General features: G+C 61.3%; 15 protein-coding genes. 7 read left to right on the forward strand and 8 right to left on the reverse strand.

Going from position 1 to position 23,383, the window contains the following annotated elements; all coding sequences use genetic code 11:
- Positions 1–29 precede the first annotated feature (29 nt).
- Positions 30–524, forward strand: coding sequence for a molybdopterin-dependent oxidoreductase (locus ACTJJ6_RS21880; protein ID WP_004931017.1), 495 nt, complete (start codon positions 30–32; stop codon positions 522–524).
- Complete coding sequence (locus ACTJJ6_RS21885) at positions 521–2,305, forward strand: ATP-binding response regulator (RefSeq protein ID WP_016930453.1); 1,785 nt, start codon at positions 521–523, stop codon at positions 2,303–2,305. Before ACTJJ6_RS21880 ends, ACTJJ6_RS21885 begins: the two co-directional genes overlap by 4 nt.
- Here ACTJJ6_RS21885 and ACTJJ6_RS21890 read toward each other — a convergent pair.
- The 4 genes from ACTJJ6_RS21890 to ACTJJ6_RS21905 form a co-directional block, all read right to left on the reverse strand.
- Complete coding sequence (locus tag ACTJJ6_RS21890; protein WP_016930454.1) at positions 2,295–3,146, reverse strand: helix-turn-helix domain-containing protein; 852 nt, start codon at positions 3,144–3,146, stop codon at positions 2,295–2,297. The two genes, ACTJJ6_RS21885 and ACTJJ6_RS21890, sit on opposite strands and share 11 nt — an antisense overlap.
- Before the next feature lie 454 nt (positions 3,147–3,600).
- The gene (locus tag ACTJJ6_RS21895; RefSeq protein ID WP_440827439.1) at positions 3,601–6,705 is read right to left on the reverse strand and encodes an autotransporter outer membrane beta-barrel domain-containing protein; all 3,105 of its coding nucleotides are present in this window, start codon (positions 6,703–6,705) and stop codon (positions 3,601–3,603) included.
- A 118-nt stretch (positions 6,706–6,823) separates the two neighbouring features.
- Positions 6,824–9,847, reverse strand: a complete 3,024-nt coding sequence (locus ACTJJ6_RS21900) for an autotransporter serine protease (protein ID WP_097101220.1) — start codon at positions 9,845–9,847, stop codon at positions 6,824–6,826.
- Positions 9,848–10,325: 478 nt separating this feature from the next.
- The gene (locus ACTJJ6_RS21905) at positions 10,326–10,979 is read right to left on the reverse strand and encodes a TetR/AcrR family transcriptional regulator (RefSeq protein ID WP_042706136.1); all 654 of its coding nucleotides are present in this window, start codon (positions 10,977–10,979) and stop codon (positions 10,326–10,328) included.
- Positions 10,980–11,229: 250 nt separating this feature from the next.
- On the opposite strand from ACTJJ6_RS21905, the gene ACTJJ6_RS21910 reads away from it, so the two are divergent.
- On the forward strand, positions 11,230–12,447 hold the full coding sequence (locus tag ACTJJ6_RS21910) for a Tm-1-like ATP-binding domain-containing protein (RefSeq protein ID WP_028128097.1): 1,218 nt from the start codon (positions 11,230–11,232) through the stop codon (positions 12,445–12,447).
- Positions 12,448–12,541: 94 nt separating this feature from the next.
- Here ACTJJ6_RS21910 and spy read toward each other — a convergent pair whose 3' ends face one another.
- On the reverse strand, positions 12,542–13,033 hold the full coding sequence (gene spy, locus ACTJJ6_RS21915) for an ATP-independent periplasmic protein-refolding chaperone Spy (protein WP_028128096.1): 492 nt from the start codon (positions 13,031–13,033) through the stop codon (positions 12,542–12,544).
- A gap of 531 nt (positions 13,034–13,564) precedes the next feature.
- Here spy and pdeR point away from each other — a divergent pair.
- Positions 13,565–15,559 (forward strand): cyclic di-GMP phosphodiesterase, encoded by a 1,995-nt coding sequence (gene pdeR, locus ACTJJ6_RS21920; protein ID WP_016930460.1) that lies wholly within the window; start codon positions 13,565–13,567, stop codon positions 15,557–15,559.
- Positions 15,560–15,575: 16 nt separating this feature from the next.
- Here the strand turns inward: pdeR and ACTJJ6_RS21925 are convergent, their stop codons facing one another.
- Entirely contained in the window at positions 15,576–16,442 is an 867-nt protein-coding gene (locus ACTJJ6_RS21925; protein WP_016930461.1) for a crotonase/enoyl-CoA hydratase family protein, read from the reverse strand.
- Between the two features lie 341 nt (positions 16,443–16,783).
- Here ACTJJ6_RS21925 and yhjD point away from each other — a divergent pair, with 341 nt between their 5' ends.
- From yhjD to ACTJJ6_RS21940, 3 genes are all read left to right on the forward strand, one after another.
- On the forward strand, positions 16,784–17,803 hold the full coding sequence (yhjD, locus tag ACTJJ6_RS21930; protein ID WP_016930462.1) for an inner membrane protein YhjD: 1,020 nt from the start codon (positions 16,784–16,786) through the stop codon (positions 17,801–17,803).
- A 329-nt stretch (positions 17,804–18,132) separates the two neighbouring features.
- Positions 18,133–19,455, forward strand: coding sequence for an MFS transporter (locus ACTJJ6_RS21935; protein ID WP_016930463.1), 1,323 nt, complete (start codon positions 18,133–18,135; stop codon positions 19,453–19,455).
- Positions 19,456–19,556: 101 nt separating this feature from the next.
- A complete protein-coding gene (locus ACTJJ6_RS21940; protein ID WP_440804424.1) occupies positions 19,557–20,324 on the forward strand; it encodes a CDP-diacylglycerol diphosphatase in 768 nt (255 codons plus the stop codon).
- On the opposite strand, the gene ACTJJ6_RS21945 is transcribed toward ACTJJ6_RS21940, so the two are convergent.
- On the reverse strand, positions 20,325–22,364 hold the full coding sequence (locus ACTJJ6_RS21945; protein WP_123867988.1) for an AsmA family protein: 2,040 nt from the start codon (positions 22,362–22,364) through the stop codon (positions 20,325–20,327).
- Between the two features lie 91 nt (positions 22,365–22,455).
- Positions 22,456–23,247 (reverse strand): cyclic-guanylate-specific phosphodiesterase, encoded by a 792-nt coding sequence (gene pdeH / locus ACTJJ6_RS21950; RefSeq protein ID WP_079450475.1) that lies wholly within the window; start codon positions 23,245–23,247, stop codon positions 22,456–22,458.
- Between the last annotated feature and the right edge of the window lie 136 nt (positions 23,248–23,383).

Consider the following 23,383-nt stretch of genomic DNA (forward strand, 5'->3'; position numbering starts at 1 on the left):
CAACCTCCCCGCGCCTCTGGAGAACACCGATGCTGTTCAAACTATGCAAAACCCTTGCGATGGCCTGCGTGGCCCTGATTATCGCCCAGAGCAGCGCGCTCAGCTTTACCCTGGAAGTGGCGGGCAAGATCGACAACGTGACCGACCCGGTCAAAAAAAGCTATCTGTTCACCGATAAGCAGCTGTTGGCGATGCCGGTGCGCAGCATCACCACCTCCACTTCCTGGACGCCGCAGAGAAAATTTGAAGGGATTTCGGTGGCCGATATCCTGGAGCGCGTCGGCGCCAAGGGCGAGACGCTGACTTTCTACGCGCTGAACGATTATTACATCGACGTGCCGCTGTCCGACGTCAAGAAATACAACATGATCCTGGCCTACAGGATGGACGGGGAAATGCTGAAGCTCAGAAACTTCGGCCCGCTGTTCCTGGTTTACCCGCGCGACGCCGCCGGGCCTGAACTGAACTCGCCGTTGTACAATTCACGCTTTATCTGGCAAGTCGACAGGATCGTGATCAAATGAAGCTGACGACCTTTAAGAACGGCAGCAGGCTGGCGATCCCGGCCATCTTTGCCGCGCTGTTTTTAGTGGCTTCGACCGTCACGCTCTATTACTACAGCGCCACCCTGTCGAAAAAAGGGCTGTATGCCATCGCCGGCACGCAAGAGAATTACTCCTGGTCTATCGCCAAGTTCTCCATCAAGCTGGCGGAGTTCGACACGCTGGTCGAGCAGCAAAGCCATGCCGCGCAGGTGGACAGCGACAATCTGCGACTGCGGTTCGAAATCCTCTATTCGCGCTTTTACGTGCTGGAAACCGTCTCCGAATCCACGCAACCGCTGTACGCCGAGCCGGGCTACCCGGAAGTGGTCAAGCAGATGCGCCTGCAGATGGATCGCATCGATAAACTGCTGGATAACCCGAAAATCGACTTCAGCCAGGTTTTCGCGGCCATGAAGGCCATCAAGCCTTACGCTATCGAAATGGCCAACCTGACCGACCACGCCGAGGTGAAGCAGCGCACCGCAGCCTATGAGGATTACATCGAGAAACGGCACATTATTTTCTATGGGCTGGTGATCGTCATGTTCTCGGTGATCGCGCTGATCGCCATCACCCTGATCGTGTTCCGCCAGCAGCGGCTGACCATTCGCCAGCAGGCCAAAGCCATTGAGGCGGAGAAAGCGACGCGCACCAAAAACGCCTTCCTCGGTGCCATCGGCCACGAGCTGCGCACCTCATTGCAGAGCGTGATGTCGGCCATCGACGTGCTGGTGAACACCCGAGTGTCGGCGGAGCATGCGGACACTTTCCAGCGGCTGGAGACCGCCGCGCAGCAAATCGAAAGCCAGATGAAGGATCTGACCGACTACGCGCACCTCGACAGCGGCATGATGGAATTGCGCATCGTGCCGTTCGACGCGCAGAAGCTGATCGCGGAAACCGCCAACGAAATCGCCACCCTGACCCGCAAAGAGCAGGTCAAACTGAGCTGCGAAGTGGAGTGCAGCCACCTGTTGGTGCACTCCGATCCGCTGCGCATCCGGCAGATTATCGTCAACCTGCTGACCAACGCCTACAAATACACCGAAAGCGGCAGCATTACGCTGCACAGCTGCCTGCGCCGCCAGCCGGGCGGCAATTCGTTGATCATCGAAGTGACCGACACCGGCATCGGTATTGAAAAAGACCAGCTCGATCAGATCTTCAAACCCTTTACCCAGTTGGATCAGTCGCATACCAAACAGTATGCCGGCGTGGGAATGGGGCTGGCGATCGTGCACGGCCTGGTGACGCTGCTCAACGGCACTATCACGGTATACAGCGAAATCAAGAAAGGCAGCACCTTTATCGTCAGCATTCCGGTGCAGATCAGTGAAGAAGAGCGCGCCGACGAGCCCGCCGCCGCCAATGCCCCCCTGCAGCAAAAGCCGCAGCAGGTGCTGGTGGTGGATGACAACAAGTCGGTGGGGGATGCCTTTGCGGCGCTGCTGGACAAGCTGGGCTACCAGCACGAACTGTGCGACTCGCCGGAGCGCGCGTTGCAGAAACTGCTCAGACGCCCTTACGACGCGCTGTTGCTGGATCTGCAGATGCCGGGCATCGACGGCGCCGCCCTGGCCAGGCAGCTGCGCAATCGTCGCGGCCCCAACCGCCATGTGCCAATCATCGGCATCAGCGCCTATACGCCGGAGCAGCTGACGGCGGATCAGCGCGCCCTGTTCGATAACTACCTGATGAAACCGGTTCGGCTGGATGCGCTGTCGAGCGCGCTGGCCGAGGTGTTCCCCGCTAAAGATTAAAACAGCGTTGCAGTGCGGCTTCGATCACATGGAGCCGCACCGGTTTTTCATAAGGACCGAGCACATCGTACTCGCGCATCGCCTGAGCGATCTCCGACTCGCGTCGGTCGGTGCCCAGTTCGCCGGTCAGCACCAGTACCGGCGCGTCCGGGTTGTCGGAGGCGCGGATGGTGGCGATACAGCGATCCGCCGTTTCCTCACCGATCAGCCAGTCCACCACGTAACCGTCGAACAGGCTTTGCTGCAGCGCTTGGCAGAAGCTGTCGACATCGTAAAACGCCACTGCGTTGAAACCGCAGCCGCCGAGGTACTTGGCCAACTCATCGGCCGCCTGATGCGAATCGTCCAATACCGCGATGCTCAACCGCTCGTCATCGCCGTAACCGGGCCGGATTTCTATCAGTTCGACGCCGTAACGCGGGCCTGCCGGCGCCTCATCGGCGCGATAGATATGCCATTGCCCCTCCACGCGCAGCGCCACAAATTCCGCCGGCCGCCCGGCAGGAAGTTCGTCGCCAATGTGCCCGACGCAGGGCATCGCCACCCCCGCCACGAAAAAGATGGCATCACGCGCCATGTTTGGCTCGGTCGTCTCATGTTCGGCGCTCAAATCGGCGATCGCCGCCGGCGTTTCTCCCAACGCGGCCGCGACGCTGTTGATCTGTTCCAGCGTCCAGGGGCTTTGCCCTTTCAATTTGCGGTGCGCATGTGAAAAACTCAGATCCAAGATGCGGCTGAGTTCGCGGGCATGCTGACGTTTTCCAATCCCGTAATGTAAAAACAGCTCCCTGACCCGATTGGCAATCGACTGTGAATCGAATTTTTGATGATTGTTATCCATTTGTTCCTTCGATTTTTTTTACTGATTTATCAGTCGTTTTGATTATTTCTGCTGAAAAAGCCACACCTAAAACTAGCATCCCATGCAATTATGCGTTAAAAACGTTGCTTGACATACCATGTTGTATCGTCAAACATGGTATCAAAAGAGACATACAGCAATACACTATAAAAAATAACACCAGCACGATTTTTAATAATAACCATAGTAACACCAGGGAAAATTTGTTCCGTTGCCGCTACTGAGACGATGCTCACATCGCTTGGACTGCATAAGCAAAACGGGGCTTGAGCCTTTAGCGCTAATCTGTTTTACCCACTTTTAAGCCGGGATCCGTCAGGGTCCCGGTTTTTTATTGCCCTGGCGCCGCGCCATCATACGGACTCACCCCGCAGCCGCAAATAAAAACGGAGCCGGCATGCCGGCTCCGTTGACCCTGTAATGACCGCTTGGCTTAGAAGCGCCAGGTGAAACCGGCGTTGACGCTGTTGTCCTGGTGGTTCTGCGACAGCAGCCCGCCGTAGCCCAGCGACAGCGAGGCGTTCTCGTTCACCGCCACTTCCGCACCCGCCTTCAGCACCATCCCGTCGCGCGACACCGGCACGCTGTCCACCACGAACGGCGCGTTGCCGCCGTTAAACCGCAGCCCGGTGCCACGCTCCAGCCCGCCGTACTGGTGTTGCCACCCCAGCTCGCTGCGCAGCGCCACCGTCGTGCCCGGGCTCACCTGCCACTCAGTGTCCGCGCGCAGTCCCAGCGTCGACACCGTCGCGTCGGTGTGCTGCTTGTCGCCGCGCAGCGCCGCTGCGCCGCCGCTTTCCGCGATGCCGTTGTTTTCGAAGTTCACGTACGCCAGGTTGACGAACGGCTCCAGGTTCAGCCACTCGCCCTTCACGCTGTAGCCCGCTTCCGCGAACAGCTGCTCGGTGCGCGCGCTGTACTTCGCCGTGTCGCGGTCCGACTGCATCCCGTAGTTCACCGACCGCTTGGTGTCGATGCGGTGCCAGGTGTAGCCCGCCCCGCCGCGCAGCGCCAACGCCCCGAACTGCTTGTCGCCGTACGCCGCCAGGTGGTAGTTGTCGCTGTCCGCCTTCGACCCGTACCCGCCGTGCAGCGAGGTGCGGGTGTAGCCGGTCGCCACCCCCAGCCGCCAGTCGGCCGCCGCCGCCGAGTCCAGCCCCACCAGCACCCCGTAGGTCGAGGCCTGATAGCCGGTGGCGTTGGCGTCGCCCGACGCATGGTCCCACGCTCCCAGCAGCTGCGCCCAGGCGCCGTCCTCGTCCGCCTTGATGGCCGACGAACTCGCCAGCCCTTCCGCCTGACGCAGACGCCCGTTCAGCGCCTCACGCAGGTAACGGCTGTCGTTCACCAGCGCCGACGCGATGTCCGCATGGATTTGCCCCGACAGCTGACGGAACGCCTGCCGCGCCTCGCCCGCCGTGCCGCTGTTGAGCAGGCTCTCGTACACCGGGTTGCCCGCCGCCAGCGCATCCGCCGCCGCCGCCACCGCCCGTTCGTTCGGCGTCTGCGCCACGCTGGCGAAGCTCGTGCCGTTACGCCCGACGCTCAGCGTTACCCCGGTCGGCTGGTAGCTCAGCCCGGTGCCGAGGAACAGGTAGTTCGGCGCCACCGCGTCAAACTGCCCGCTCACCCCCTGCTGCGCGCTCAGGATGGTGTACTGCTGGCCCAGCAGGCTGCGCACCTCGCTTTGCGTCAGCAGGTTGCTGCTGTTCTCCAGCGTGACCGCCACCTCGCCGCCGCCGATCGTCGCCGCTCCGCCGCTCTGGATCCGATCGCTCTGGCCGTTCGGCCCCACTTCCACCGCATAGCGCGAACCCGGCTCGAAGCTGACGTCGCCGGCCACGTTCAGGGTGCCGATCGAGTTGCCCGGCGCCACGGTGCCGCCGCGGCGGGCGGTCAGCGAACCGACCGTGCCGCTGCCGCCGACGATGCCGCCGCTCTGCACGCTGACGGCCGAGGTGACCGAGCCGTTGATCGCCAGCCGCCCCTGATTGACCAGCGTCGGCCCGGAATAGGTGTTGGCGCCGGTCATGACCAGCGTGCCCCTCCCTTCTTTGGTCAGGCCGCCATGGCCGGAGATGTTGTTGGAGTAGACTTCCAGTTCGCAACTGATGTCGTCACACTTTCTGGCGTGCAGCGTGCCGGCATCCACCTCGGCGCCCAGACCCGGAATATTGGCGACAAACTGGGTCGGGCCGTAAGCCACGCCCGTCGGATCCTGAATGCGGAACTCCGCAGGAATATCTTCGACGGTATAGAACATGCCCGGGCCGTTGATGGCTTTGCCCAAGTTGATCATTCCCCAGCCGTAGAGCGCGTCGATGCCCGGCGCGCCCATGTCGGTGGCGGTGGTTTTCAGCACGTCGGCAATCTGCGCCGAGCTCATGTACGGGAAGCGCTGCAGCAACACCGCCACCGCGCCGGTGACGTGCGGCGTCGCCATCGAGGTGCCGTTTTTATTGCCGTAGTCCGACACCAGGTTGGCCGGATCGGAACCGTTGGCCACGGTGCTGTAGATTTTGCTGCCCGGCGACGAGACGCAGAAGCTGGCGGTATAGCCGCAACGGGAAGAGAAGCTGCTGATGGTGTAAGGCACGCTGTTGGTCGATGTCGCATCCTGCGCCACGCTGGCGACCGACAGCCAGTTCGGCGCGATGTCCGGCACGAAATAGGCCAGGCCGCTGATCACATCCGGCTGGTTGTAGTTGCCGTCGTTACCGGCGGCGAACAGCACCAGAATATTTTTGCGCGCCGCGTCGATGGCGCCCTGATAGCCTGCGCCGGCCAAACTGCCGAGCAGCGGTTTGACCTGATCGAACTGTTCCTGCGCATCCTTCAGCTCAAAGTGCAGCGCGTTGGGATCGCGGCCGCCGTCGGACAGGAAATCGGGAATACTGACGCCCCAGCTGTTGTTGATCACCCGCACGCCGCTCTTGATCATCGCCTGCCAGCCGGCATTGGTGACGGCGCCGTCCAGGCCAAGGAATTCGCCGTAGGCCGGGCCGTCGTTGTCGTTATCGACGCTGATCACCTGCGAATCGAAGGCCACGCCGTGCATGCCGACGCCGTCGCGGTTCGCCGCGCTGATGCCCGCGACGTGCACCCCGTGATTGCTCAGCATGCCCTGTGAACCGCTGTAGAAGTGGAAGGTGCCGTCGAAGTAAAAGCGATCGCCGGCGTTAATCCCCGGCCGGTGCGGATCGGTATAGGCGCGATAGCCTTCGGTGACCACGTTGATCAGTTTGCCGTCGCCGGCGAACTCGGGATGGCGGTTGACCGGGGTATCGAAAATGCCCACCTTCTGCCCTTTGCCGGTGTAGCCGGCGGCATAGGCCTCATCGGCGTGGATCGCCCCCAGCCCCCAGTTGGCGTTGAATTCGGCGCTGCGCCAGCTGGCCGGATCGCCGGCTTGGCCGCTCACCTCGTGCGGCGCCGCCTGCGCATACCCCGCCAGCGCCATGCAGCAGACCAGCGCGTTCAGCCGCCACGGCGAGCGGCGAGCGTTTCCTTTGCTATCAAAACCCATTGTTGTTGTCATTTCCTTACCTTTTGCTTGTTATTGGCCGACGCCCCAGGTGCGCCGGGTTCTCATTAGCAGGATGTGAAAAAGGAACCGCCCGCAGGCGGTTCCCGTACAAGGATTGAGTCGATGTTGCTTAGAAGCGCCAGGTGAAGCCGGCGTTGACGCTGTTGTCCTGATGGTTCTGCGACAGCAGCCCGCCGTAGCCCAGCGACAGCGAGGCGTTCTCGTTCACCGCCACTTCCGCACCCGCCTTCAGCACCATCCCGTCGCGCGACACCGGCACGCTGTCCACCACGAACGGCGCGTTGCCGCCGTTAAACCGCAGCCCGGTGCCACGCTCCAGCCCGCCGTACTGGTGTTGCCACCCCAGCTCGCTGCGCAGCGCCACCGTCGTGCCCGGGCTCACCTGCCACTCAGTGTCCGCGCGCAGTCCCAGCGTCGACACCGTCGCGTCGGTGTGCTGCTTGTCGCCGCGCAGCGCCGCTGCGCCGCCGCTTTCCGCGATGCCGTTGTTTTCGAAGTTCACGTACGCCAGGTTGACGAACGGCTCCAGGTTCAGCCACTCGCCCTTCACGCTGTAGCCCGCTTCCGCGAACAGCTGCTCGGTGCGCGCGCTGTACTTCGCCGTGTCGCGGTCCGACTGCATCCCGTAGTTCACCGACCGCTTGGTGTCGATGCGGTGCCAGGTGTAGCCCGCCCCGCCGCGCAGCGCCAACGCCCCGAACTGCTTGTCGCCGTACGCCGCCAGGTGGTAGTTGTCGCTGTCCGCCTTCGACCCGTACCCGCCGTGCAGCGAGGTGCGGGTGTAGCCGGTCGCCACCCCCAGCCGCCAGTCGGCCGCCGCCGCCGAGTCCAGCCCCACCAGCACCCCGTAGGTCGAGGCCTGATAGCCGGTGGCGTTGGCGTCGCCCGACGCATGGTCCCACGCTCCCAGCAGCTGCGCCCAGGCGCCGTCCTCGTCCGCCTTGATGGCCGACGAACTCGCCAGCCCTTCCGCCTGACGCAGACGCCCGTTCAGCGCCTCACGCAGGTAACGGCTGTCGTTCACCAGCGCCGACGCGATGTCCGCATGGATTTGCCCCGACAGCTGACGGAACGCCTGCCGCGCCTCGCCCGCCGTGCCGCTGTTGAGCAGGCTCTCGTACACCGGGTTGCCCGCCGCCAGCGCATCCGCCGCCGCCGCCACCGCCCGTTCGTTCGGCGTCTGCGCCACGCTGGCGAAGCTCGTGCCGTTACGCCCGACGCTCAGCGTTACCCCGGTCGGCTGGTAGCTCAGCCCGGTGCCGAGGAACAGGTAGTTCGGCGCCACCGCGTCAAACTGCCCGCTCACCCCCTGCTGCGCGCTCAGGATGGTGTACTGCTGGCCCAGCAGGCTGCGCACCTCGCTTTGCGTCAGCAGGTTGCTGCTGTTCTCCAGCGTGACCGCCACCTCGCCGCCGCCGATCGTCGCCGCTCCGCCGCTCTGGATCCGATCGCTCTGGCCGTTCGGCCCCACTTCCACCGCATAGCGCGAACCCGGCTCGAAGCTGACGTCGCCGGCCACGTTCAGGGTGCCGATCGAGTTGCCCGGCGCCACGGTGCCGCCGCGGCGGGCGGTCAGCGAACCGACCGTGCCGCTGCCGCCGACGATGCCGCCGCTCTGCACGCTGACGGCCGAGGTGACCGAGCCGTTGATCGCCAGCCGCCCCTGATTGACCAGCGTCGGGCCGGAATAGGTGTTGTTACCGGTCAGCACCAACGTGCCGATGCCCTGTTTGGTCAGGCCGCCATGGCCGGAGATGTCGTTGCTCCAGAAATCCAGGCCGCACAACACATCGCTGCAGACGCGCTCGGTCGGTTTGCCCTTGTCCAGCACCGCGCCGACGCCCGGCAGATCCACTACAAACTGGGTCGGGCCGTAGGCCACGCCCGTCGGATCCGGAATGCGGAATTCTTCGGGAATATCCTCGGCGGTCACCAACATGCCCGGACCGTTGATGGCCTTGCCCAGGTTGATCATCCCCCAGCCGTAGAGCGCGTCGATGCCCGGCGCGCCCATGTCGGTGGCGGTGGTTTTCAGCACTTCCGCCACCTGCGCGCCATTCAGATACGGGAAACGCTCCATCAGCACGGCAACGCTGCCGGCCACGTGCGGCGCCGCCATCGAAGTGCCGCTGTATTTGGCGTAACCGGTCGTCAGATTCTCCACGCTGGTGCCTTCGATTATCGAGCTGTATACCCGGGTGCCCGGCGCCGAGACGCAGAGGCTGGCGGTGTAACCGCAGCGAGAAGAGAAGGTGCTGATGCTGTAATCGCCGGTATTGGTCGGATCCTGCAGGCTGGCGACCGAGAGCCAGTTCGGCGCAATGTCCGGCACAAAATAAGCCAGACCGGCCATGGCATCGGGGTTATTCAGATTGCCGTCGTTACCGGCGGCGAAGATGGTGACCACGCCGCTGCGGGCCGCGTCGATCGCGCCCTGATAGGCGCCGCCGGGCTTGGTGCCGAGGATCTGTTTGATCTGATCGAACTGCTTTTGCGCATCGTTTACTGTGAAATGCGGATAAGCCGGGTCATAACCGCCCTCATCAAACTTTTCGGTGATGCCGATGCCCCAGCTGTTGTTGATGATGCGCGCGCCGCTGGCCACCAGCGCATCCCAACCGGCCTGGTACACCGCGCCGTCGTTGCCGAGGATGATGCCGTCCTCCGGGCCGGGATCGCCGTTTTCCGCGCTGATGATCTGCGCGTTGAACGCCACGCCGTGCATGGCGCCGCCGTCTCGGCTGCCGGCGGCGATGCCGCCCACGTGGGTGCCGTGCGAACCGAGCGTGCCATCGGAATCCACGCTCGGCGTGCCGTCATAGCGGAAAGCGTCGCCTTTTTTCACCGGAATATAGGGGTCGGTATATTCGCGGATGCCTTCGGTAACCAGATTGATCACCTTATTCTCACCGGCGAACTCCGGGTGCTTGGCGTAGACTGGCTGATCGAAAATGCCAAGTTTGATGCCTTTTCCGGTATAACCGGCGGCGTAGGCCTGGTCGGCGTGGATCGCCCCCAGCCCCCATTCCGCATTAAACTCACTGCTGCGCCAGCTGGCCGGATCGCCCGCTTTGCCGTTCTCTATATAGCTGGAGGCCTGCGCCCCGCCAATCGCCGTCAGGCAGATCAGCATCGCGCTCCATTGTGCGCGATGAACTCCGATTTCAGGCCAGCCGAAGGCCGCCCGAGCGGATTTGACTCCTCTAAGTTTCTTCTCCATCCCAGATACCGTCCGTTGTTGTTTGCAAATGTTTTATAAGATTTTTTGTGTAACAGTTTGGTAACACCAAATAAATAAAGCACAACAATCTCAAGTGCGCTTAATGTGTCATCCGGCAGCTCAACGGGAGGAGAGAATGTTTCAGGGGGGAATCAGGCCAGTGCCGATAAGAAATGACAATGACGTTTGCCGGTATCAAAATGGCGATAACACGTGAAGGGATAAATTATAATTTGCTGATAAATAAAAATATAACCTAGGGAGGCATAAAGGATGCGGCCGCCTGAAAAGTGCTTAACAGGCGTCTTTTATCACTTTTAATTATAAATTTTGCCAATATTCACTCAGTGAATTATGCTGGTTTTTCACTCGGTCATCGGCAAAAATTGGATTATCCTGCTGATGTTTTTTTGCAGTTCGTCGCGTCCTCTTCCGCCTGACGCAGAATGGCTTTGGCCATCCATTGCGTGACGTCCTGAATGCTCTCAAGCTCCAGCCCCCAGATATCTTTCAGCACCAGGAACACCTCCGAGCCGTAAATCAGCGAGAAAGCATGAATCACTCTCTGCAGAGAGTCCGGCGGCAGTTTGCCCTGCAGCGGTTCCACCGCCAGCGCCAACAGACGCTTGCGGTTGCCGCGCACGAATTTCTCGCCCGGCGTCGCGTGCGCCCACTGTTGCAAAGAGAGTTGCAGCGCCGCGCGCAATGCTCCCTCGTGCCGCTCCATCTGAGGATAGGCGAAAGTCAGCAACTGCCGGATGCGTTTCAGGGCGTCATCGTCTTGCGGGCGCCATTCCAGAATAGGCCCCAGGCTTTCCGCCACCACGGCGCTAATCAGCGCACTCTGGGTCGGAAAATAGCGGTAGGCCGTCGCACGTGATACCTGCGCATGCGCCGCCAGTTCGGTGATCGAAGGAAACGCCCCTTCGTCATACAGCGTCATCGCGCTGGCCAGCAACAAACGGTAGGTTTTTGCCCGGGTGGAAGTCAGTGAAGGATCAAACGGGGTGGGAAAGGCATCTATCGGCACATAAACCTCATGCATCTGCACACGCTTGCACAACAGAGGATGCGCCTCTGTCGACTGGCTGCCGGCAAAGCGCCGGCCACGTTGAAAAGCTCAAAAATGAGACAGGAGTCCCATTTTGCACTGAGCTGCCCTTGCAAAAATGATACTGCCGTCTCATTATATAAATACATTAATCAATTTAATTTAAACGCCAACACCAGGGCACCCTATAAAAATATAATAAAATGATTTTTAAATAAAAATTAGAAACACCCCAGGAAAATACATGAAAGACACTTCAAATTTTGTCTATATTGCTACCACAGCAGATACGAAAGGACAAGAGCTGGAGTATGTACGGCGGCTGATCGCTGCCCTGAATTTACCCACGCGAACCGTCGATCTTTCCACTCGTCGCTTGCCGTTTGACTCCCCGGCCGATATCGGTCCAGAAGACGTCGCACGCCACCATCCGGCAGGCGCCGACGCGGTCTTCTGCGCCAGTCGCGGCCAGGCGATCGCCGCCATGGCGACCGCTTTCGAACGTTTTATCCTGACGCGCCGCGATATCGCCGCCTTGCTTGGCCTGGGCGGTTCCGGCGGCACCGCCATCATCACGCCGGCCATGCAGCAGCTGCCGATCGGCCTGCCGAAAGTGATGGTCTCGAGCATGGCGGCGGGAGACGTTTCCGCCTATGTCGGCGCCAGCGATATCAACATGCTGTATTCGGTCACCGATCTCGCCGGCCTGAATCGCATCTCGCGACGGGTGCTGGGCAACGCGGCGCGCCAGATAGCCGGCGCAGTGCACTTCGCCGCCGTCGACTATCACGACAACAATCCCGCGATCGGCCTGACGACGTTTGGCGTCACCACGCCCTGCGTTCAGGCGTTGGTTGCCGAGCTGGGATCGCAATGGGATTGTCTGACGTTTCATGCGACCGGCAGCGGCGGCAGATCGTTGGAAAAACTGATCGATAACCGCCAACTGCACGGCGCCATCGATTTGACCACGACCGAAGTGGCCGATTACCTGTTTGGCGGCATGCTGCCCTGCAATGCGGATCGTTTCGGTGCCATCGCGCGTACCGGCATCCCGTGCGTGCTCTCCTGCGGCGCGATAGACATGATCAACTTCGGCGCGCCGAATACGGTGCCGGCTCACTATGCCAACCGTCTGCGTCACCATCACAACCCGCAAGTGACGCTGGTGCGCACCAGTGCGCGGGAGAATGCGTTAATGGGGCGTTGGATGGGCGAAAAAATCAACGCCTGCGCGGGCGAAGTGCGTTTCGTTATCCCGGCGGGCGGCGTATCGGCTTTGGATGCGCCCGGCCAACCGTTCTGGGATCCGGCGGCGCTGGCCGCCTTTACGCAAGCGCTGGAAGAAACGGTGCACGCCACCGGCAAACGCCGGTTGATAAAAACGCCTTATCATATTAACGACCCGCGCTTTGCGCAGGCCGTTGCCGAACAGTTTCGGCACATTGTCGGCGGTGAATGATGATCACCCACGGCAAAGCCTGCCGGTGATAACGCCAAATAGAAAAAGGGCCAGACAAATAGTCTGGCCCTTTATTATTTACCGCGAGCGGATATTACTGACCGGCGGGCATCTGCTCCTTCATTTTATTCATGTGGTCCATCATCTTTTGCTCGCGTTTCTGATAATTCTCATTGTATTGTTTTTTCTGCTCAGGCGTCAGCAGGTTATACATTTTATTTTCCGCTTTGGCGCGTGCCAGCATGCGTTCGGATTGCGCTTTACCGATCGCGTCAATTTGCGCCTTCGCCTTCGCTTCGTCAAAGCTGTCGGAAGCGACCAGATTGTGCAGCGCCTGGCGCTCCTCTTTCATGCCCGGCCCGCGCTTCTGGTGCGACTCTTTCATGATATCGCGCATCTGCTGGCGCTGCTGCTCGGTCAGGTTCAGCCCGGCGAACGGGCCGCCTTTGCCTTCACCCTTGTGATGCATCATTTTCATCGGCGCCGCATCCGCCGCCGGAGCCGTCGCCGTATCGGCGGCGAACGCCGCGGAAGCAGAACCCAGAGCCAGCGTGGAAGCAATAAATAAAGCCGTCAATTTACGCATAATCATTTCCTTAAAAATTTTCTTCATCAGGAGCGCTGTACGTTAACAGGCTCATTCGTTGTCGGAGATAATAATAGGCTGATAAATTTCAAGTAATGCGAGGGTGTGTAAACTTTTTAAAACCCGTCTCGGATTTATTCACCAATTATGAGAAAACTATGAAGATGGCGTTTATTTGATGGAAATTTTAATTTCTCGGCAAAAATCCCCCCGGTGGAGTTATTTTTCCGCTTTCCCCTCATCGCTATAATTTACTCACCTGCACGGCAACCTTGCATCAACCGTTTTCCGATAGCAGGGGAAATCAGTAAGCATCACACGATCCGATGTTCTCCTACACTTTAAGACAAGCAGCGCCGGGCGACGTTTACACCGCAAAACTAATCATTGCTTATATAATAGTTTCCATCACCCGCCCCGCCTGTGAAAACCTGTTATATGATGCACAGATGCGTACGGCGATCGCTTTCGGGCCAACAGGCTGCCCGGAGCTGTGCCGCCCGCCCGCCCGTGCTCTTTTGAGGAATCGTCATGCCCGCAGACCAAGGCCCTGAGCTTCTTAGCGCTCACTTCGGCACCCAAAGCCCCCACTGGCGGCTGGCGTTTGACAGCAATGCCCTGGAGCTGTCCGCCGTTAAGGGCAAAGCTCATATCGCGGTGGCGCTCAGCGCCATGGAAGCGGCGAAAATCCGCCGTCTGACCGGCGTGACCGCCAGCCTTGATCTGACCATTACGCTGGCCGGTGAACCGCTGCATCTGCATCTGGTCGGGCGCCGCGTCAACAACCTCGAATGGGCGGGCACCGCTTCCGCCTTCAGCGACACCCAATCGGTGGCGCGCGACCTGGTGCACGGCCTCTCCTTCGCCGAGCAGGTGGTGTCCGAAGCCAACTCGGTGATCGTGATCGTCGATCAGCACGGCCGCATCCAGCGCTTCAACCGACTGAGCGAGGAGTACACCGGACTGCACGAACACGAGGTGATCGGCAAAAACGTTTTCCAGCTGTTTATGAGCCCGGAAGAAGCCGCCGCTTCGCGGCGCAACATCGCCGGCTTCTTCCGCAACGGTTCGTCCTATGAGGTGGAACGCTGGGTGAAGACGGTCAAGGGCGAACGGCTGTTCCTGTTCCGCAACAAATTCGTGCACAGCGGCAGCGGCAAAAACGAAGTCTTTCTGATCTGTTCCGGTACCGACATCACCGAAGAACGCCGCGCGCAAGAGCGGCTACGGGTGCTGGCCAACACCGATCTCATCACCGGCCTGCCGAACCGCAACGCCATCCAGGACAAGATCAATCACGCCATCGCCACGCGCGGCGAAGAGAGTTTCGGCCTGGTGTACCTCGATCTCGACAACTTCAAAAAGGTCAACGACGCCTACGGCCATATGTTCGGCGATCGGCTGCTGGTCGAGGTCGCGCTGGCGATCCTCGGCTGCCTGAGCCCGGATCAAGTGCTCGCCCGCCTCGGCGGCGACGAATTCTTGGTGCTGGCGCCGCAAAGCGATCGCGAGCGCCTGCAAACGCTGGCGCAGCGCATTATCGACAGGCTGAAGACCCCTTTTCGCATCGGTCTGATTGAGGTGTATACCGGCTGTTCGATCGGCATCGCGCTGTGCCCGGAGCACGGCAACGATCTCGACAGCCTGATCCGCAGCGCCGATACCGCCATGTACGTCGCCAAGGAGCACGGAAAACGCACCTATACCGTCTTCTCGCCGGAGATGAACAAACGCGTCGCCGAATACATGTGGCTGGACACCAATCTGCGCAAAGGGTTGGAACAAAATCAGCTGGTGCTGTATTACCAGCCTAAAATCGACGCGCACAGCGGCGAAGTGCACAGCGTGGAAGCGCTGGTGCGCTGGGATTCGCCGGAGCGCGGCCTGATCCCGCCGCTGCAGTTCATCTCCTATGCCGAGGAGTCCGGCCTGATCGGCCCGTTGGGCCAATGGGTGCTGCAAACCGCCGCCGGGCAGGCGGCTCAATGGCAAGAGCAGGGATTGAATCTGCGGGTGGCGGTCAACCTCTCTGCCCGTCAGCTGGCCGACGACGGCATCGTCAACGACCTGCTCGGGGTGCTGCACCGTCACCGCATGGCCCCCTGTCTGCTGGACTTCGAGTTGACCGAAAGCAGCCTGATTGAAGACGAGAACCGCGCGCGCGCGCTGATCACCCGGCTGCGCGAACTGGGCGCGCAGGTGCATCTCGACGACTTTGGCACCGGCTATTCGTCGCTGGCGCAGCTGGCACGCATTCCTCTGGACGCCATCAAGCTGGATAAAAGCTTCGTGCGCGGGGTGAATTTCAATCCGGTATCGCAATCGCTGGTACGCGCGATCGTCGCGGCGGCGGAGGCGTTGGCCTTCCGCGTGATCGCCGAAGGGGTGGAGACCGAGAGCGAAAACCACTTCCTCGACGAGGTCGGCGTGGACGAAAAACAGGGCTTTCTGTTCGCGCGGCCAATGCTCCCGGAACAGCTGGAGCATTGGCTGCAGTCCTATCGCCCGCGCTCACCCTCCGCATGAGGCGGGCGCGTTAACGTTAGCCGGCACGACGCAGGTTCAGGGTATGGCGATCCTGTAACATCACCAGCCGCTCGATGTAGGCACGGTCTTTTTCCTCAATGGTAAAGGCCGAGTGCACCCAATCTTCGGTAATGTCCATCAGCTCGGAACGCGTCAGCTGCAACACGCGCTGACGCGCCCGCAGCATGGCGCGCATGCCGTTGAGCTTCGGCCGGATGGTATCGATGAAGGTGCGCGTCGCCAGGTAGGCGTCGCCGGGCTGGAACAGCTGGTCTACCAGCCCGCGGCTCTCGAACCACTCTGCGGTGTGCGACTCGCCGCCCCAAATCAGCTCCTCGGCCAAGCGCATGCCCGCCTTGCGCGCCACCAGCGAGTAACCGCCCATACCGGGAAACAGGTTGAACGCAATCTCCGGGAACCCCATGCGCGCATTGTTTTGCGCCAATACGAAATGGTGCGCCAGCGCCGCTTCAAAACCGCCGCCCAGCGCACTGCCTTCAACCATCGCAATGCTGATCGCGCCGGTGTCGAAACCGCGTGCCGCCGCATGCACGCAGTCGATGCAGGCGCGCGCGTAGGCCATCATCGCCTCGCGCTTGCGGTTTTTGATCGCTTCGGCGAAGAACTGCAGATCGCCGCCGACGTTGAACATGTTCGGCACCAGCGAGCCGGTGACCCAGAAGTCGAACCGCAGCGAAGACTCCTTCGCCGCCTGCGCCAGCGTCATGATGTCTTCAATCAACGCCTGGTTGAAGCAGGGGCGCGGCGCGGCGCGCAGCAGCATCCACATGATGTGCCGCCCCTCTTCATAGTAGGCGGAGATCTGCGACAGATTGCCCGCTTCGGTAAACGGACGACAGGTGGGGTGATTAAGCAATTTCATAAGACCTTCCAGTTTTTCTGTTGATGACGGATGAGACCGTTCCAGCCCCTACGGCTGCAGCGGGGCGGCGAGCGGCAAAGCGCGACGCCACATCATGAGTAAACGCTTTCTCGCCGACGAAACAGATAAAAATTGGAGGTAGAGAAGTGAAAAAAACCGAGGCGCCACGGGGTTTTCATAGGAATTTTACCTATCGCGCCATCCCCGGCATTTCATGCCGGGCGCTAACGCGTTAAGCTCGCAAATTGACCGTTTGCCGCCCCGGCGCTCAAAACGCCGCAGGGCTTTGGCTATAATCAACGCTGATACATGCCGTTTAACGTTAAGGAAATCGTGAAGTAATGCCTACAGGACCAGACCAGGAACGCCGCCAGCCCACACAAGACACGCCGCCGAAGCCGCTTATCGCCATCAAGACCGGCCATGAGACGCTCGACCGCCGCATCAGCGGTTTTTCACGTCTGATTGAACGCATCAAAGCCTGGCCGAGCGTGGCGCACCTGCTGCGCGCCGCCGAACGCTTTAACGATCGGCTGGGCAGCCAGTTTGGCGCCGCCATCACCTACTTTTCATTCCTCTCGCTGATCCCGATCCTGATGGTGTCGTTCGCCGCCGCCGGTTTCGTGCTGGCTTCCAACCCGGATCTGCTGGCCCGCTTGATCAACCGGATCGTCGGCAGCATCAGCGATCCGACGTTGGCCAGCACGCTGAAGAATACCGTCAACACCGCCATTCAGCAGCGCACCACCGTGGGATTGACCGGTCTGGCGCTGGCGCTCTATTCCGGCATCAGTTGGATGGGCAACCTGCGCGAGGCGATCCGCGCGCAGTCACGCGATGTCTGGGAGCGCAATCCGCAGGATCAGGAGAAAATCTATTTCAAGTACACCCGCGACTTCATCTCGCTGACCGGCCTGGTGGTCGCGCTCATTATTACGCTGTCGCTGACCTCGGTCGCCGGGTCGGCGCAGGCGGCGATCGTCAACGCGTTGGGGCTGGACGGCATCGAATGGCTGCGGCCGGCGCTGACGCTGATCGCGCTGTCGATCTCGATCTTCGCCAACTATCTGCTGTTCCTGTGGATTTTCTGGATGCTGCCGCGCCACAAACCGAAGAAAAAAGCGCTGCTGCGCGGCACCTTGCTCGCGGCTATCGGCTTTGAGGTGATCAAGTTCGTGATGACGATGACGCTGCCGCAGGTGGCGAAGTCGCCTTCCGGCGCGGCCTTCGGCTCGGTGATCGGGCTGATGGCGTTCTTCTACTTCTTCGCCCGTTTGACGCTGTTTTGTGCCGCCTGGATCGCTACCGCCGACTACCAAGGCGACAAAGCCTTGCCGGAACGCGAGCCGCCGGCCCCCTGAAGCCATGCAATCGTGCCGGTGTTATCGCACACGCCGGCACTTTCCTCTGGTTAATAAGCAAAAACCCAGTCAATCCCTCTAAATCATGCGGCATGACATTCGGAAAACCAGCATAACAAACTACCCATTCACTTTTCTTTCCCGTTTTTACAGCCATTCCCTCTGTATGAAACCCATTTCTCAACGTTTAACGCTACAGAAAAGAAGCCCGGTAAAACATTAGTCTTTTTAACCGGTTAGCGGCGGCGTTGCCCAAAGTTACAGCGTTGAAAAGGCGGAATGCTGTCACTAAGATGGATTTTTACCCCCTCCAACAATAAGAAATAGATATGCAAGCCACCATCGCACCCCCACTCGACGCCGACGACGCGTCTACACCGGTGAATTCCCGCGGGAAAGTCATCGTCGCCTCGCTGGTCGGCACCGCCATCGAGTTCTTCGACTTCTACATCTACGCCACCGCCGCGGTGATCGTGTTCCCACACATCTTCTTCCCGCAGGGCGACCCGACCACCGCGACGCTGCAGTCGCTGGCCACCTTCGCCGTCGCCTTTGTCGCGCGCCCTATCGGCTCTGCGCTGTTCGGCCACTTCGGCGATCGCGTCGGGCGCAAGGTCACGCTGGTCGCCTCGCTGCTGACCATGGGGATTTCCACCGTGCTGATCGGCCTGCTGCCGAGCTATGAAACCATCGGCATCTTCGCCCCTATCCTGCTGGCGCTGGCGCGCTTTGGCCAGGGCCTGGGGCTGGGCGGCGAATGGGGCGGCGCAGCCCTGCTGGCGACGGAAAACGCGCCGGCCAAAAAGCGCGCGCTGTACGGTTCTTTCCCCCAGTTGGGGGCGCCTATCGGTTTCTTCTTCGCCAACGGCACCTTCCTGCTGCTCTCATGGCTGCTGAGCGACCAGCAATTTATGGAATGGGGCTGGCGCGTGCCGTTCATCCTCTCCGCGGCGCTGGTGCTGATTGGCCTGTATGTGCGGGTATCGCTGCATGAAACGCCGGTGTTCGCCAAAGCGGCCAAGGCCGGCAAACAGGTGAAAGTGCCGCTCGGCACGCTGCTGAGCAAGCATCTGAAAGCCACCATCCTCGGCACCTTCATCATGCTGGCGACCTACACGCTGTTTTATCTGATGACGGTGTATTCGATGACCTACGGCACCGCGCCGCAGCCGTTGGGCCTCGGTTACTCCCGCAACAGCTTCCTGTGGATGCTGATGGTGGCGGTGATTGGTTTCGGCGTGATGGTGCCGATCGCCGGTCTGCTGGCGGACGCGTTCGGCCGCCGCAAGACCATGATCGCCATTACCCTGCTGATGATCGGCTTCGCGTTCCTGTTCCCGACCCTGCTGGGTTCCGGCAACCAGGCGCTGGTGATGGGCTTCCTGCTGTGCGGCCTGAGCATCATGGGGCTGACCTTTGGCCCGATGGGCGCGCTGCTGCCGGAGTTGTTCCCTACCGAAGTGCGCTATACCGGCGCGTCGTTCTCCTACAACGTCGCATCGATCCTCGGCGCGTCCGTGGCGCCCTATATCGCCACCTGGCTGGCGGCCCACTACGGGCTGTTCTACGTCGGCATGTACCTGGCGGCGATGGCCGGGCTGACGCTGCTGGCGTTGCTGCTGATGAAAGAAACCCGCCACCAGTCGCTGTGATCCTCTGCGGCCCCCTCACTGCGGGGGGCCGCACGCGTTGTTCGTTTCCTGTCATAAAACCGGGCTATGCTGAATGTTTCTCTCGGTAACAGGATCGGCCGATGTCTTTGCGTCGTGGGGTATTTGTCTGCGTGGCGCTGCTGGCGGCTCTCGCCATCGCGCTCTATTACGGGTTGAAGCCTGACCATCCCGATGCGCTATGGCGCATCGTCAGCCAGCAATGTCTGCCCAATCAGCAAGCGCATGACAACCCGGCGCCCTGCGCGCAGGTGGATGCGCCGGCCGGTTTCGTGGTGTTTAAAGATCGCAACGGGCCGTTGCAATACCTGCTGATGCCCAGCGCCAAAATCACCGGTATCGAAAGCCCGGCGCTGCTGGACGCCGCCACGCCGAATTTCTTCGCGCAGGCCTGGCGCGCGCGCCACGTGATGGCGGAGCGTTATGGCAAACCCATCGACGACGGCGATATTTCACTGGCGATCAACTCGGAATATGGCCGCACGCAAAACCAGCTGCACATTCATATCTCCTGTCTGTCGCCGGCGGTAAAACAGCGGCTGGCGCAGATTGGCCCCGATTTCATCGAGCAATGGCAACCGCTGCCCGGCGGCCTGTTGGGGCATGACTATCTGGGGCGGCGGGTGACCCCCGCCGAACTGGAACAACAGGGCGCCTTCCGCCTGCTGGCCTCCGGCCTGCCGCGCGCCGACGGGCGCATGGGCAGCTTCGGCCTGGCGATGACCGCGCTGCCGGACGGCGATTTCCTGCTGCTGGCGACCGAGCGCAGCCTGCTGCCGTTTACCCTGGCCTCGGCGGAAGAGATCCAGGATCACGACTGCCGGCTGCTCACGCCGCCGCCGCACGCCTGATTATTTTTTGCCTTTCATCTCCCGCAGGATCTGCCCGCACGGGTTCTCCTCGCCGCCCTCACTGGGCGAGACCAGCGCCAGCAGCGCCGCCGCCGGCGTCAGCACCGCCCCCAACGCCACCGCCGCCGCGCCGCGCGCGATCAGCGGCCCGGCTTTGACCCCGGCGTCCGGATGCTTGAAGGTGCCTTTCACGTACAGCGGCGAGCGCAGGGTCAGCACGCGCATCCCCTTGCTTTCCGGATCGATGGACAAATCCAGCCGTTCGGTGGCGAGGTTGGTGTTGCCGGTGATGTTGATCACCGCGTTTTCGGTGTCGAACACGAACAGCCGCGGCGCGGCGACGCCGCTGCGGATGCCGACGTCCGCCGCCGCGCAGTTGATGCCCACCACGTCGTCACCGAACAGCTGCGCCACCAGATAGTTGCCGACGTTCAGACCGAGGATCTCCATCAGGCTACGGCTGATCACCCCGTTATTGATCAACAGGCGCAGGTCGCCGTTGCTGGTCGCCAGCAGTTCGGCCACCGAATTGCCGCTGCCCGTCAGTCTGGCGTCGCCGTTCATCTGCCCGAGGCTGCGCTTCATCGCCGCCACGTTCGGCAACAGCTGTTTGAGCTGGAGTTTGCGCGCGTGCATATCTACCTGACCGCGCATCGGCTTTTTGCCGCCATCGAGGCGCACGACGGCGCTCAGGCTGCCGCCCGCCATGCCGAAGCGCAGCGGATCCAGGCGCAGTTCGCCATTGTTCAGTTTCAGGTGCGTGGCCAGATCGCTCAGCGGCAAATCGCTGCCGCGTTCAATGCGCGCGGCGGCAAACTTCACGTCCGCATCCATCTTGCGCCAGCTTTGCGTATCGAACTGTTCGACCGGCAGCACCTTATCCGCCGGCTGGCGGCTCTTCTCGCCGCGCCCGGCTTTGGCGGCGTTGGAGTCCGCGCCGATCAGCGGCGCCAGATCCGCCAACCTCAGCTGCCGGGAGCTCACCGCGCCGCTCAGCGTGGGCCGCGGTTTACCGGCGACGTACTTCAAGCTGCCGTGAATGTCGCTGTCGCCGATTTTGCCGTCAAATTTCTGATACTCGAACACGGCGCCGCCCGGCTGATGCAGACGAGCCATCAGATGGCCATCGGTCGCATACGGCGGCGTGTTCGGCAACAGCACGCCGGTCAGGCCATAGAGGTTGCCCAGGCTGTCGCCGGAAAATTTCAGCTGCACGTCCAGGCCGCCGAGATTCAGCGGATCGGACAAGGTGCCCGCCACCGCCACCCGGGTGCTGCCGGAGCGCACATCGGCCTGCAGCGGGAACGGCAAATCGGCGCTCTGCAGCGACAGCATGCCGCCGATCTTGCCGCTGCCGCTCAGCGGTTCGCCGTTATATTTGCCTTTCACCTGCCAGCCGAAAACATAATCGGGTGTAGCGCTCTTGCCGCCGCTCTGTTTGCCGGTCACTTCACTGAACGGCAGCGGTTTGCCGAGCGGATCGATAACGGCGCGGAAATCCGCCTTTAGCGTGGCGTCTTTAAAGGCGATCTGTCCCTTGTCGAACACGATATCGTGAACGGTGAACGACCAGTCGGAAGGCGGCTGCTTGGGATCCTGGCCGCCGGCCAGGTCAAACGTCCAGTTGTTGTCGCCGTTGGCCAGGCGTTGCAACGACGCATTCGGCCGCTTCAGCCAGATGCGCGGGATCAGCAGCTCTTTACCCAGCAGCGCCAGCGGTGCGATGCTGGCGTCGATGCGCTGCAGCGTCACCATGCTGTCGCCGGGCATGTTTTTCGGATTACCCAGCCACACGTCTTCGGCATGAATATGCGGCCAGGGCACCCAGGCGCGCCAGCCGCCCTCATCCGGATTACGTGACCAGTCGACGCCCAGATCGCCGCGGATGGCGAACGGCCGCCGCAGTTCGGCCGACACTTTGTCGTTGATGGTGGGCTTGAGTCGATTCCAGTCGAAGGTAGCGATGAAGATCGCCAGTGCGGCGATCGCCAGCAGCACAATGCCGCCCAGCCAGCTGAAAACCTTTCCTGTTCTTGTCATAGCGGCTCCCTCAGCGCATAAGCCAGGCTGCCGAATAAAAGGAAAAGGAATTAGCAGCCCCGTTTAAGCCTAGCTGAGGATAGGCCGGAGTTCACGCCGACGCGCCGGGCGCGGCGAACAGCGTCGGCACGCTGTGCAGCGTTTCAAAGCACGCCGGACGGGAAAGGTAGTAGCCCTGTGCGGCCAACGCGCCGGAGCGCTGCACCAGGCGCCACTCCTGCTCGGTTTCCACCCCCTCGACGATCACCCCGTCGCTGTGCTGGTTCATCATCTTGATCAGGGTGCCGAGCAGCTGCACCCCCTCTTCCGATTGTTTGAGCAAGGTGAACAATTCGCGCGCCACCTTGATGTATTGATACCGCCAGGCACCGACGGCGGTGAAGTTGGCCAGCCCGCTGCCGAAATCGTCCAGCCACAGCCGCTCGCCGCCGACAATCTGCTGCAGCGGGCGGTTTGATGCCGTTGCGGCGTGCTCCACCAGCTCGAAGCGCAGATAGGGCATCTCGGCGATCTGCCGTTGCAACGCGCGATGACGCTGCAATGCTTGCAGCGCGATGCCGTCGATATTGACCGATACCATCACCGCGTGGCGGATGAACAACGCCTGCCAGCGCTGCAACAGCGCCAGCTGTTCCTGAACCACCCGCAAACGCTGGGCGACGCCGAGCGAGGCAAAATACTGTTCCGGGGATTGCCGCTTGTCCGGCTCATTCGGGTGATGCACCGCCGTCAGCAGTTCCACCGCCAACAGCGCGCCGCTGGTGCGATAAATCGGCTGGAAGGTATACAAGCGCCGGCATTGCCGCCAGTAGCGCCGCGATTTGGCGCAGGCATAGAGGGCAAAACAGGGCGCCAGCAGACCCGAGATCAGATTGGTTATCATCGGTACTATCGCCGTGGCGGGGAAGTGAGAGCGCTGCCGCTGTTTCTTTACCCAACTTATCGGCCACGCCACGTAAAACTTTAAGCACGAATTGCCGCACGCTTTCCTCTTCACCCTGTCGGCGTTGGCCGATCGC

The sequence above is a fragment of the Serratia sp. 22278 genome (genome assembly GCF_052045405.1).
Classification (GTDB): Bacteria; Pseudomonadota; Gammaproteobacteria; order Enterobacterales; family Enterobacteriaceae; genus Serratia; species Serratia marcescens.